At 42.5% G+C, this 13,093-nt stretch carries 11 protein-coding genes and 1 pseudogene; 7 read left to right on the forward strand and 5 right to left on the reverse strand.

Features of this window, described 5'->3' with window-relative positions:
- Positions 1–502: 502 nt before the first annotated feature.
- On the reverse strand, positions 503–886 hold the full coding sequence (locus LOZ91_RS13745) for a DUF962 domain-containing protein (RefSeq protein ID WP_180077353.1): 384 nt from the start codon (positions 884–886) through the stop codon (positions 503–505).
- Between the two features lie 335 nt (positions 887–1,221).
- On the opposite strand from LOZ91_RS13745, the gene LOZ91_RS13750 reads away from it, so the two are divergent.
- Positions 1,222–2,679 (forward strand): CYTH domain-containing protein, encoded by a 1,458-nt coding sequence (locus LOZ91_RS13750; RefSeq protein WP_180077351.1) that lies wholly within the window; start codon positions 1,222–1,224, stop codon positions 2,677–2,679.
- A 130-nt stretch (positions 2,680–2,809) separates the two neighbouring features.
- Positions 2,810–4,264: a CYTH and CHAD domain-containing protein gene (locus LOZ91_RS13755; protein ID WP_244783416.1), complete on the forward strand. Its 1,455-nt coding sequence runs from the start codon at positions 2,810–2,812 to the stop codon at positions 4,262–4,264.
- Positions 4,265–4,271: 7 nt separating this feature from the next.
- Here the strand turns inward: LOZ91_RS13755 and LOZ91_RS13760 are convergent, their stop codons facing one another.
- Positions 4,272–4,904: a hypothetical protein gene (locus LOZ91_RS13760; RefSeq protein ID WP_005096604.1), complete on the reverse strand. Its 633-nt coding sequence runs from the start codon at positions 4,902–4,904 to the stop codon at positions 4,272–4,274.
- 112 nt (positions 4,905–5,016) lie between these two features.
- Here LOZ91_RS13760 and LOZ91_RS13765 point away from each other — a divergent pair, with 112 nt between their 5' ends.
- Complete coding sequence (locus tag LOZ91_RS13765; protein WP_005096603.1) at positions 5,017–5,418, forward strand: DUF3144 domain-containing protein; 402 nt, start codon at positions 5,017–5,019, stop codon at positions 5,416–5,418.
- Between the two features lie 117 nt (positions 5,419–5,535).
- Positions 5,536–6,600 (forward strand): amidohydrolase family protein, encoded by a 1,065-nt coding sequence (locus LOZ91_RS13770; RefSeq protein WP_244783417.1) that lies wholly within the window; start codon positions 5,536–5,538, stop codon positions 6,598–6,600.
- A 372-nt stretch (positions 6,601–6,972) separates the two neighbouring features.
- Here LOZ91_RS13770 and LOZ91_RS13775 read toward each other — a convergent pair whose 3' ends face one another.
- A complete protein-coding gene (locus tag LOZ91_RS13775) occupies positions 6,973–9,744 on the reverse strand; it encodes a pitrilysin family protein (protein WP_244783418.1) in 2,772 nt (923 codons plus the stop codon).
- A 142-nt stretch (positions 9,745–9,886) separates the two neighbouring features.
- Positions 9,887–10,708 (reverse strand): PhzF family phenazine biosynthesis protein, encoded by an 822-nt coding sequence (locus LOZ91_RS13780; protein ID WP_244783419.1) that lies wholly within the window; start codon positions 10,706–10,708, stop codon positions 9,887–9,889.
- 165 nt (positions 10,709–10,873) lie between these two features.
- Here LOZ91_RS13780 and LOZ91_RS14650 point away from each other — a divergent pair.
- Positions 10,874–11,204, forward strand: a pseudogene (locus LOZ91_RS14650) (flavin reductase); the annotation flags it as partial.
- Between the two features lie 115 nt (positions 11,205–11,319).
- A complete protein-coding gene (gene gloB, locus LOZ91_RS13785) occupies positions 11,320–12,054 on the forward strand; it encodes a hydroxyacylglutathione hydrolase (protein WP_244783420.1) in 735 nt (244 codons plus the stop codon).
- A gap of 15 nt (positions 12,055–12,069) precedes the next feature.
- Here the strand turns inward: gloB and LOZ91_RS13790 are convergent, their stop codons facing one another.
- A complete protein-coding gene (locus LOZ91_RS13790) occupies positions 12,070–12,342 on the reverse strand; it encodes a hypothetical protein (RefSeq protein WP_074383176.1) in 273 nt (90 codons plus the stop codon).
- Positions 12,343–12,779: 437 nt separating this feature from the next.
- Between LOZ91_RS13790 and LOZ91_RS13795 the strand changes: the two genes are divergently transcribed.
- Positions 12,780–12,983: a hypothetical protein gene (locus LOZ91_RS13795; RefSeq protein ID WP_005096596.1), complete on the forward strand. Its 204-nt coding sequence runs from the start codon at positions 12,780–12,782 to the stop codon at positions 12,981–12,983.
- The last annotated feature ends 110 nt before the right edge of the window (positions 12,984–13,093 follow it).

A 13,093-nucleotide genomic window follows, 5' to 3' on the forward strand; every position in this document is an offset into this window, starting at 1 on the left:
CCTTTAAATTTTCAATATTGTTAAGCCTCTTTAAGATTAAACTCAAAAAGATTAAAAAATACCCAATTTCAGGGATGGCCCAATTAGCTCAAAGAGACTTAAATAGCGTTAGACACAGAAAATAACCAGAAAAATAAATACCTGTGTTGGTGACACCCGATCCTTTCTAGTTTTGAATAATACGTTTGTGGGGAGACGTTTCAAAGCTAGAAAGGATCATTTTCTTTATGTATGATCCGCATGACTTGTTCTATGAATATTTACGCAATAATGGCAACGAAGTCAGTAAATTTATTTAAAAAATAGAGACATAAAAAAAGCCCGGAGAAGGTCGCTCCAGGCTTGGAAAACTGTTTTATTCAGTAAACTATAACTTTTGATCAAATTCCATCAAACTAAATAAGCAATAACACAATTAATAGAATAATAAATGGCGACTTGCAAGTCTTTTATCGAAAGATCATGTTCCCTAGCCACACAATCCGATGAAAGTTACCTGATTTTAACTTGAAATCTTATCGTATTTGCGATCAAGCAGACTGAGACGACCACGCAGGACATCCGCAAACATACGCCAGTCCGAAATAAAGCTATACACCGGCTGTTTAAAACTGGCCGGTTTATTGCGTTCAAAGATAAAATGGCCAATCCAGGCACAGGCATAGCCTGAAAGCAAACCATAAGCAAAATATCGCGGTTTGCCTTGACGAATGGCTTGAGTAAAACAATATAGGCCCATACTGCTACCTGCGACATGTAAACGGCGACTGACCATATGCCGGTGTTCGGTCAAATAAAAGCGGTAAAACTCATGATAATTGCCAATCGGCATCTGGGGTTGATGCGCGATCACATGGGTATTCTCTGGCTGTACTTGTACATTCATTTCTCATCGTCCTGATGTTTTCTTTTACCTTAGCGTATATTTTGGCCAATTAACAGTCTCTTGATTTGCTCGAATATTCTTAGATATTTTCCAAGCAAAGCCGCAATTCCTCTCGCTTTGCAACCCTATTAACAGCTCAAAGCCAATATTTAAATTCCTGTTCAATATTTTTATATGCAGGTCAAGTCTTACATGCATTTTGATTTTGGTTACAATCTGCCACGCATACATCTAAAAATATAATTGCGGCGATTGCCCGCCGAATTTTCAGCATCTCATTAAAGCGAAAAATATCAGTACATGCTGGCGTGTACTAAACAGATAGGAAAATCATTATGGTTGAAGTTGAACTCAAGTTCCAGATTCCTGCGGCACGACGCACTGCGCTGCTCAAGGCACTTGATCCGAAAAAGTCTCAACAGATCCAGCTTCAAGCCAAATATTATGATACTGCCGACCGTCAACTGGCCCAGCACGGGGTAGCACTACGTCAGCGTCTGGAAGGTACACGCTGGGTGCAAACCCTGAAAGCTGCCGGTAAAAGCCATATTGAACGCTTTGAACATAATCATGATCTGGGGGAATTAACTGAATCTCCTGAACTGGATTTAAGTATTTATACCCAGTCCTCAGAAGCACAGGCGATTCTGAGCCATGCGCTCGGCAATCAGTCTGATCAGCTACAACTGCAATTCGAAACCGATATTGCCCGCACCTTGCGTGTAATTGAATACCAAGACACACAAATCGAAGTCAGTCTGGATATTGGGCAGATCCGTACCCGAGATGCTGAACAAGAGGTACATGAAGTCGAGTTTGAGCTAAAAAGTGGGTTGATACACAATTTATTGGCGTTCAGTTTTGAATGGGTCAAGAAATATCAGCTCTGGCTCGATGTACGTAGCAAGGCAGAAATCGGTAATTTATTGGCCACCTCACAACGCGTGAGCCCGGCCACCTTCGCCAAAGAGTTCCAGATCAGTAAAAAAGACAGCGCTGGTAAAACCCTATGCAGTCTGATTGCGCAGCAGATGCAACATTTATTGCCAAATATCGCCGCGATTTCAGCTCAGGTTGCACAGCAGGAACATATTCAGCAGGCTCAACTGGCACTGGATCAGCTATATCTCACTTTGCTGCTGTTTAAAGACTGGCATCCGCAGCTTTCGGACAAATGGGCACATCAAATGGCTGCCTTTAAGCAGCAGTTCGAGCATTTACAACATTTGCAGCATATGCAAAACAGCTTGGCCAGCTTCCTGCAAAATCCGACCACTGCGGAAAATCTGAGTAAAGATATTCTGTATGCTCAGGAAAAACTGGGCAATCTAGTCAAATCAACGCAAAATGTGCATCATTATCTGGAGTTATTGACTTTTAGTTTAACTGAAGATGAACATGCTGCTCTGGATTTAAAAACTGCTGCACAAACCACGCTGCAACAACAGTATAAAGTGCTGCAAGAACAGATGAACCAGACTGAAATTAACAATTTTGAAAGTCTGGATCAATTGGCAAGCCGGATTCAGGAACTCAAATTCAGCTTCCCGATTTTAACCACAATCTATGACGTCAAAAACTTGCAGAAGTACAGCAAAGCGCTGAATGATGCACAACTTGCAGCCGGTGAATATCAAACCTTGGCCTCTTCGGCAGTGTATATTCAGCAAACTGAACTGGAAGCGAGTGACTGGTTTGTATTAGGCTGGCTGACTGCTAAACAGGAAGTCTATGCCCAGAAACTGCTTGAGGCGACAGAACAGTTCCTGGTGAGCCGTAAATTCCTCAAATAAATATCTTTAAGAATATTTCAAAGCACGCTCCCTCTACGGCGTGCTTTTTTTGTTGCAGAAGCACATCACACCATGGCTAATCTTTGAGCTATATTGATCTGTATAACCTACATCGAGAAGGAATGACCCGATGGCAGAAATAGAGCTTAAATTCCAGATTCCGTCACAGTCACGTGCACAATTTGAACAGGACTTCCAGAAGCTTCAGCCGACTCGGCATCGTTTATGTGCGCGTTACTTCGATACTGAAGCACAACAACTCCAACAACATCAAATCGCCTTGCGACAACGTCTAGAAGACCAGCAATGGGTACAAACCCTGAAATCACCTACTGAGCAGCAATTTGAACGTTTTGAACTTGAACATACATTAAAAAGCCCACCTGAAAGCTGTGATTTTCAGTTATATCGCAAACACAAACCGGCAAAAAAGATTCTGAAACAGGCGCTTGGCGATTTGGATATACCGCTTATTCTGCAATTTGAAACAGATGTCGCGCGTTATGTGCTGACCGAAACACATCAAAATAGCCAGATTGAGATTGCCTTTGATGTAGGGGAAATTCGCCATAAGGATCAAGCCATTGATATTTATGAAGTCGAATTTGAGCTAAAATCCGGTCAATTGAGCGAATTGATTGATTTCATTCGGCCATGGATTCAACGTTATGATTTATGGCTGGATACGCGGAGTAAATCGGAACGCGGTTATGCCCTATTACAGGGTGAAGAAAGTCTGCCTGTGCAGCATCAGCTGCCATTAGAACTTGAGCAGAAAGATCAGATTGCTACTATTTTAAAGAAAATCGTAGCCAACTGTCTGGCTCATCTTTTTCCGAATGCAACTGCGATTGCCGCTGATCATTATAACAGCGATCATGTGCATCAGGTACGTGTCGCGATCCGGCGCTTACGCAGTGCCTTTAAAATTTTTCAGTCTGTGACTGAACATGTACAGCCAGAATGGCCGGAACAGCTGCGAGATATTTTTCAGCAACTGGGTTCTACCCGAGATCGCGATGCCCTTGCAGAAAGTCTGATTCCGCAACTGGAAAAAGCCGGCTCACCCTTATTAAAATTACCACCACATCGACAAAAACAGCCAGATATTAGCGCGCTGTTCAGACATTCAGCTACAGTGGACTTGATACTGCAACTACTCAGCTTTAGTCAGGAAAAAACGCATAGCAAAGCCAAATCTTCGCATAAAATTTTGTGTAAAGGTTTGAGCAAGTTACATCAGCAAATTTGTCAGGATGCCGAAAACTATCAGGAACTGGATATTGAATCGCGGCATCGCACGCGTAAACGGGTGAAACGCTTGCGCTATAACGTAGAATTTTTACAGAGCTTATTTCCTGAAAAGGATGTGAAAACTTATCTGAAAGCCCTAAAACCCTTACAGGAAAGCTTGGGGCATTATAACGACCTGTTTGTGGCAGACGAACTGTTTAGACCGTATGTCAAGCAAAATAGCAAAGCCTGGTTTGTGCTGGGTTGGATAAGCGCGGAACAGCAGCGTTTGTCGAGTGAAGCAGCCGAGCGTTTACAGCGGTTTGCTGAAAATACCAAACCCTTCTGGTAAAACCGGGCTAGCGATATTTACCAAACACTTTCCAGGTATTATTATCGGCCAGAGGGTCATTATAACTATCACTGCGTTGCTTACGTGGTTTATCACGGGCATCGATCAGCTCAAAATGTGGCTCGACACTCAGCACGATACCATTCACATAAAAACGGGTACGTGTATATTCACTTTGACCATGCTGAAACACATAAGTACGTAAGTCTACAAATTCGCGGTGTGCCACCAAAGCCGCGGTATCGTCACTGTCGAGCCAGTGTCGCATGGCTGCGATCTGTTCGGGTTCAAACTGCCCGCATTTTTCAATCAGGCTGGCCACACCACGAAAAGTTTTAGATTCTTTGGCCCGGGTTTTATTTAGCCTGATTCGGTCAACATGAAAATAAAACAGCGGCAAGTTTAAATGACTGGGAAGATGGATAGCATCTAGGGTTTCATCGTCCATGAAAGGTTGGAACAGATCCTGCGCCCTTTCAATCAGACCAAGCCACTGGGTGTAATATTCTTCGACCTGCGATTTGGTTCCATAATAAATCGGCAGACCTTCGACATTGGCCAGATTTGCCGGTGGCCAGATATTCTGGCGCAATAAGGCAATATCACTTTTCAGACTTTGTACCGCAATCGCATCCTGCATGGCATTCACTTTTATATGCTTAGGCTATTTTTAGATTAAGGCAAAGGTTTAGTTTCTGCAAGGCTTTGCCTATAATTAGCCATTAAGATTTTATGATGGTCAGGAAAAATTCATGGTTCAAAAGATTGAAGCAACCGATGTAACCGAAGAAGAAGCGTTAAATGCGGCATTCTTTGAACGTGCTGATGAATTTATTCAACAAGCCAACGAGTTTTGTCGCGTAGAAAAAGGCTCGCAGGAAAAACCGAGTGATAAGCGCGGTCAAGTCAGTGCAGCCATGTTATTTGGTACTGCCCGTTTCAATACCTGGGTGGCAGCGAATAACTTTAAAGATGGCAACGAAATGCGCGATGCCAAAGATCAGGTGATGTCTTATATTATGCAGCAATTCCAAATGATGCTGGAAGATAACTATGATGAATACTGTGAACAGTTCGAAAACTATTTACGTTTCCGTCACAATGAAGAGTTTCATGCCAACAAGCATAACCATGATCACAAGCACGATCATTGATTAAAATATGAAAAGCCCCGCGGGGCTTTTTTATTTGCCTTAATTTATCATCTTGACTTCGAACTGATTTTAGCCCCATATAAATTGAATAATAAATACACTAAAACAAGGCATAGCATGCAGCAACTTCCCTTCCCGATCATTGACCCACATATTCACCAATGGGATCCGTACAACACCCCACACGCGGCAGCATTTGCCGTAAAACTGTTTGGCAAATATCCTAAATTACTGGACAAAATGGTGCGGCTGCTCAAACCTAAAGATGTGATTGAGACCATTGGCCTGACCGAGCATCTGACCGCCCCTTATCTGCCTGCGAACTACAACAAAGATCTAGGGCATTATGAAGTCGAACAAATTGTGCATGTTGAAGCCAGCTGGCATGATCAGAAAGGTACAGGCGTGGTGGATGAAACCCGTTTTGTGGCCGGACTTTCTTTTGATCAGCATAATATCCAGCTCGGTGGCATTGTCGCTACGGCGGATCCGCGGCAGAAAAACTTTAAGCAATTGATTCAATTGCATCGCGAAGCTTCTCCCAAATTTCGCGGGATTCGTAAAATGGCTGCGGTACATCCAGACAAAGGAATTCATGCCTGGACCGATGAGCCGCATCTCTACCGTAATAAAAACTTCCTGAAAGGATTTGAAGAACTGGCCAAGCAAGACTTAAGTTTTGATGCCTGGGTCTATTCGAGCCAGATTGCGGATGTGACTGCACTGGCTAAAGCCTTTCCTAAAACACCCATCGCACTAGATCACCTCGGTACGCCTGTCGGCTTATTTGGCAAGGTGGGCAGAGCTACAGGCAAGACCGAACAAGATCGCGCCCTGATATTTTCAAGTTGGCAAGATCAACTGGCTGAACTGTCCGAGTGCAGAAATGTATCGACTAAAATGTCTGGCCTGTTTATGCCGGTGCTGGGTCATGATTTTCATCAGCAGAAACGGCTGGCAACTAAACAGGAATTATTGGAACGTGCAGCTCCCCTGATTCAGCATACCTTAGATTGCTTTGGTTCTGAACGCCTGATGTTTGCCTCCAACTTTCCAATGGACAGTGTCAGCAGCTCACTCGTGAATATCATTGATGCTTTTAGCGATATTGTGCAGGACTATGATGAAAACGCGTTAAAGCCAGTTTTTTATGAGAATGCCAAAGCATTTTATAAATTATAAGAAGCGTCTGGATTTTTAAAGAAAGAAGGAAAATACATATGCTCTGGGAGGAAATAATCGCGAGTCCCCGATCAGATAGGCTTTTCTATACTTGCTGAGCAATCTTTTCTAGTTTAATCGCATCATATTATTACCAACATATTATTCACTTCGCTTTTAAGAAAGATATCGCTGTTGGAGCAATATTAGTATCAGTTGGGATTTTCCTGTTTCTTTTTGCCACTTTCTGGTGGAGCTTACCCAGTGCTGTGCTATCTGGCGTTTTAGGTGGAATCCTGTTTACCAGAAAAGCGACTTAAATTAGAGCTTCTAATAACAATGAGAAGTAAAAAGTCCCCCTATTAGAGAGGACTTTTTTAATTTAGATCAATTCTATGATTTTTTGATTTCTTTCCCATATTGATCGGCCATCACTTCAACCAACTGATCCAGCTTGATGTATTTTTTAATCACGGCATCAATGTCGGCTTTCGTCAGTTGGGCAATCGCCTGATCACGTTTTTCACGGTAAATCAGCTTACGATCTTTTTCCAGTTGAGGAACCAACATACTGTGAATACGGCGATCATCTTCCAGTGCATTGACACGTTTTTTCAGAATGCTGGCTTTGGCCGCTTCCACTTCCTGTTCAGTTACGCCACGTGTTAGCAGCTCATTGAGTACCTGATGCACCGTTTGAGAAACCTGTGCAGATTTACCTGCGGTATAATTGGCACCCAGTGCCAAAGCACCTGAATCGGCCCATTCATTAAACTGAACATGGGCACTAAAACCGTAGACCAGCGCATTTTTTTCACGTAATTCCTGAGCCAAACGGGAAGACAGTTGAGAGTCACCCAGAATATGACGGAAGACTTGTAAAGCAGGTACATCTGCATGGTCTGCCCCCACCGGGAAGGTTAGCAATGCCTGATAACTACCGAACTCACGTTGTTCAGACAAGGCATGAATTTTTTGGGCTGGATAGCTTCGATATTCTGATTTCAGGCGTGCATAAGGCTGTGCCGCTTTCCAGTCTGCGAAACTATTTTTCAGCATTTTCTGTATAGATTTTGGCTGAAATTCCCCAGTCACTGCAATGTGTGCATGATGCGTTTTAAAGAATTGCTGATACAAAGCGACCACTTGCTCACGAGTGGCTGCTTTAAACTGCCTGGTGGCCAGTTCAGGTTCAAAATGGAAACGAATGTCACCGGGCTGATAAACTTCGATGGTTCGCGCCATGGTGAGGCTCGACACTGTATCTGGCTCGGTATAAGGACGATCCAGACTGGATAAGGTCTGACCCTTGATCAAATCAAACTGGCTTTGCTCAAATGCAGGGTTTTTTAGTACATCAACCACATATTGGAAAAACTCTGCAAACTTCTCTTTTTTGGCACTGATCTGTATGTTCAGGCCATTACTCGATGGGCTGGCAGTCGCTGAACCGCCTACTTCGATAATTTTGTCAGCAATCTGCTGCAAGCTCTGGCTTTCCGATGAGCGCAGCATTAAATACGCGGTCAGATCCAGAATCTCGCCTTTATTCATCAGGCTTTGCGCAGTCCCAAAATCCAGAGAAATTGTGGCATACACCTTGTCATCGCGAATATTGGTTGGGAATAGCGCGTATTTAATGCCATTTTTTAACTTACCACGCTGAATCTGCTTGTCCTTGGCAGATAAATACTGCTTGGATTGCGCTACATACTGCTTCACTTCCGCCTGATAAACACTGACATCCTTTAAAGGCTCTTCTGTCTCAGCCTGTTGGTTCAGTGTTTTTTTCGGTGCTTCCGTCTGTGTCACTTCCTGCGCTTTTTTCTGTTCTTCCGGTGTTGGCAGGATATTGCCAGAAATACGATATTCAGGTTTTAGAAAGCCTTTATAGACCTGATTAACCTGACTCACATTCAGGTTTTCAATCGCATTCAGATCTTTAAAATACTGGCTCCAGTCACCCGAATAAGCCACGGCATAATCACTTAAACGTGAACCTAATGCAGTCGCGCTATTTTTAATATTATCAGCCTGATTGCGGGTCAGGTTTTTAACTCGGTTTAATTCGGCCTCGGTAAATGGCTGGCTTTGCTCTACGCCTTGAATCAAGCTCTGTTCCACAGTTTTTGGCTGATGATTGGGTGCATAGATCGCGCCCATAAACACCAGATTAAAGTCTTTATCCAGCCAGGTACTGGATTGCACCATGGTCGATTTTCCACTTTCCACCATGCTCTGATATAAATGCCCGCTCGGTTGCAAGGTATAGAGCGTCGGTGAAACAGCCAAAGCAGTCTTGATCTTTTCATCCGGGCCATTCAGATAAATATTGAATTTGGCCAGATCACTGCCCTTTTGCACAGTAAATTCACGCTGTTGAATCTGCTCAGGTTTTAAAGCCGGAACTTTCACTTGCGCCGGTACACTTCGCGATTGAATCGGACTGAAATGGCTATCAATCTGCTTTAATACTTCCGCCTTATCAAACTTGCCTGAAATGACCATAAAGGCATTATTCGGTGCATACCAGCTCCTGTAAAACTGGTTCAATTCCTGCATATTGATGGATTGCAGCTCATTCAGATCACCAATCGGTAACCGACCCAAATACTGATTGCCATAAGCCGACTTGAACACCTGATCCATGAGTACTGAAAATGGCTGATCCAGACGAATTTCGCGTTCGCGCTTTACAATATCAATTTCGGTCGGTACATATTTTTCCTGAAGAACCAGCTGATCCATACGCTCGGCTTCAAGGAAAATTACTTCACTGAGCGCCGTTTTTTCAGGACGAATGACATTGGTATATTTGGTTGAATAATAATCGGTACTGGCATTGGTCATTAAGGTATATTGATCGAGCCGACGCTGAAATTCATCACCTTTGACATTTTTAGTGCCTTTAAAAGCCAAGTGTTCTAGCAGATGCGCCAGACCACCTTTTCCTTTAGGATCATTCAGTGAACCGGTCAAATACACCGTATTCATAAAAATTTTATTTTCTTTATCATTCGGTGCCAGGATAATTCGTAAACCATTATCAAGACGATATTCCTCCACATTCTGTTCAGTTTTCACCAAAACAGGTTGTGCAAAACTCAGCGCACTACAACCCGACAACAAAATCGCCAAGCTTAAATTCTTATAACGTACCAACATTATTCATCCAAATTTTCAATGTAAATTTTTATTCGCGCTCATTTTAGAGAATGATTCTTATTCTGAATAGTCTTTTCTAAATTGAATCATTAAAATAACATGCCGCCTTGCCTGACGACATGCATATCTATGTAATCAGAGATTAAAGATAAAGTTCAGCCTGCATATATAATTTGCCATAACCCGAAATTTCAATTCGTTCCTGATCTTGCAAGGCACAATAAAGTACACCACCGCGCGCTGATGCCTGATAAGCGACCAGTTCATTTTTACCCAGTTTGTCTGCCCAAAGTGGCGCAATTCCGGTGTGAATAGACCCTGTGACCGGGTCTTCATCGATTCCGTTACTCGGTGCAAAATAACGTGAAATACAATCATATTGTGTATCTTGCGAGGTAATCGCGACATCTAAAAAGCTATTCTGAGCAGTAATCGCGGTACGCTTGCCATTTAATTGTTTTAATAATTCAAAATCAGGTGATTCATCTAGCACATCCTGTACTGACTCATATTCGACAATATAACCTTGTGCATTCAGATAAACCTGCTTAAACGGTTTGCTCAATGCCTGTCTTAAGGCTTCAGGATATTCTGTGACGGCTACTGCGCGGCGAATTGGAAAGTTCATTCTGATCTTGCCATCTGTATCCTGATCAACCACAAAAATCCCCAGATCTTTCACATGAAACTGGATCGTTTTTGCCGTACCAAATTGATTGAATAATACAAAGCTGCTGGCCAAGGTTGCATGACCACAAAAATCCACCTCCTTGGTCGGGGTAAACCAGCGAATAGCATAATTTTCTGCATCAATTATTTTCACAAAAGCTGTTTCAGACAGATTATTTTCCAAGGCGATATTTTGCATCAGGCCATCTTCGAGCCAGTCCTCCAGCACAATCACCGCAGCTGGATTTCCTTTAAACAGTTCCGTGGTAAACGCATCGACCTGGTACATTTTCATTTTCTGAAGTCCTCAATATCACAATCTCTAGTTTAAAAGCTTTTTTGCAAGAGTGAACTTGAATATGCTAATAATCTAACTAATCTAGCCACTTAAATACACCAATATAGTGAATGATGCGGTATGACCAACCCCCATCTTCAAAGTATTCTCCTAGAAAAATCCTATCGGCTGGGTAGGCTGAGCCTGCATGATGTACCTGAAAAATTGGCACCATCTGGCCTAAGGTTATTTAAATTCTCTGGTTTTGATATTTCTCTGGGCAAGGCTGTGCTGCATGGATACTCTGCGAGCTGATTCCCGGGCCGCATAACCAGCAAATGCATGATCTGTTTATTGGCAAGCTGATTGCAGCCGATGCCAATGATCAGTCTTCCGCGACAGTCACTGACATTATCATGTAGTGAGTGAAGAATGGAAAAGTACTCATCATGTGACTGGTGGACAATTTTATAGTATTGGCAAGGCGGTAAGCGTTGATGATTCGGACGTATAATTTTTTAAATGGGACATAAACAAAAATTATCCCGGATGAGCAGATAATATCTGCAAGCCCAGAGCATCTGAAATTATGCTACTTTATTCTCAATCTTCATTTGGTCTAATGCGCTATGATGCCTTTTAAAATTCACTGTATTGATGTCCAGAACTCGCTGCAAAATTATATCTGGTTGCTGGAACATACGGCTTCTCATCAGGTCGCAGTCATTGACCCGACCGAAGCAGGATTGGTGCAAGATTATTGTGCCGAACACGGTTTAACCTTAAGTCAAATCTGGTTAACGCACTGGCATAAAGACCATATTGGCGGTGTGCCCGGCTTAATTCAGGGACAAAATCTGCCTGTTTATGGCCCGCGTGCAGAACTCAGTAAAATTCCGTTTATCACGCATCCACTTGAGCATGAAGAACAGTTCAGCTTTCATGGGGCAGATGTTCAAGTGATCGCAGTACCAGGCCATACATTAGGCCATATCGTTTACTTCATTGATGCGATTGATGTGCTGTTCTGTGGCGATACTTTATTTGCCATGGGCTGTGGCCGGGTTTTTGAAGGTACTTATTCACAGATGTATCATTCACTGTCACGTCTGGCAGCCTTGCCACCACGTACCCAGGTCTATTGCACGCATGAATATACCCTGTCGAATGCCCAGTTTGCCAAACACATCGAACCGGACAATCAGGCAATTCTGGAACGCTTCGAGCATATCGAACGCTTGCGTATGTTAGGCCAGTGCACGCTGCCAAGTAGCATTGAAGATGAATTACAAACCAATCCTTTCCTGCGTGCGGATAGTGTGGAAGAGTTTCAGCGCTTGAGAACCCTGAAAGATCAGTTCTAGAGTTAAAGATCCATGTTAAAGAATCTGGTGACTTTGCGCATAAGCATCCAGTTCGTCTTGAGTGACGACACGCACTGCCTGCATTTCGTCAACACGTACCAGCAGCAAACCAGCTAAGGCCGGTTGATAACGACGTGCACTACCAAACGGCGTATAGGCTACTTTCGATTGCACTGTAAAATTCAACCAGTCCTCATGTCCCAGCATCACAGCAACCGGATCTAAGCCCTGTTGCTGCATCCATTCAATTTTCTGATTCACATTGTGTTCAATCGTCAGTTCAGTCATGGCAATCGTATTTAATTCAAGAATTACATTTTTGATAGTATAGGGCATGCATCTCAAACGATAGCTCAGAAAACCAGCAGCTGCTAATGATCCGATTAAATAATCAATGCAAGCTTAATATGCCGATGCTTCGGCATTCCCTTATTCTTACATTTTATGGCGTTGATAAAGTTCAAATTTAGATCAATAGCAAAATAAGCCTTTGAAATTAAAGTATAATTAAGTTTATTTACATGCTATAAAAACTTAATATTTAGTTACAACCTATTCAATATTATAAAAATCATTTACTTAAGTCATAAACTGCTTCTTTAGCGAGCATACGATGTTCACTAAACATTCAAATTAGATTAAATTAATTAAATATGGGAATTTGCCCTTTAAAACAAAATTTCTCACCCTTATTTAAGATAGAACAATGATGAAGGAGTGATCTCGTGAAAAAAGTGGTTAAAGCTAAAAATCTGATTGCATTTCGACTATGGTTAGAAAAATTAGGATATTCCGTTCGCACCCTGGCTGATGATCGTGGTTTCAGTTTCAGTTTCAAAAAAGAATACGGTCTGGTCACCTGTGATCTGGCCGGCAATGCACTCGCGATCCAGCTGGGTGAGGAATTTGAAGATCATTTAAAAGCCTGATGCAGGTTATTTTCAATCAAAAAAATAAATAAATTATTCCACTGATTCAGCAACTCTATTCTCCAATCTTTAGCCCGTTTCGATGGGCTTTTCTTTTTATCTTGATTAAT

Origin of the sequence: Acinetobacter sp. F-1 (genome assembly GCF_022869025.1) — a bacterium.
Classification (GTDB): domain Bacteria; phylum Pseudomonadota; class Gammaproteobacteria; order Pseudomonadales; family Moraxellaceae; genus Acinetobacter; species Acinetobacter pseudolwoffii.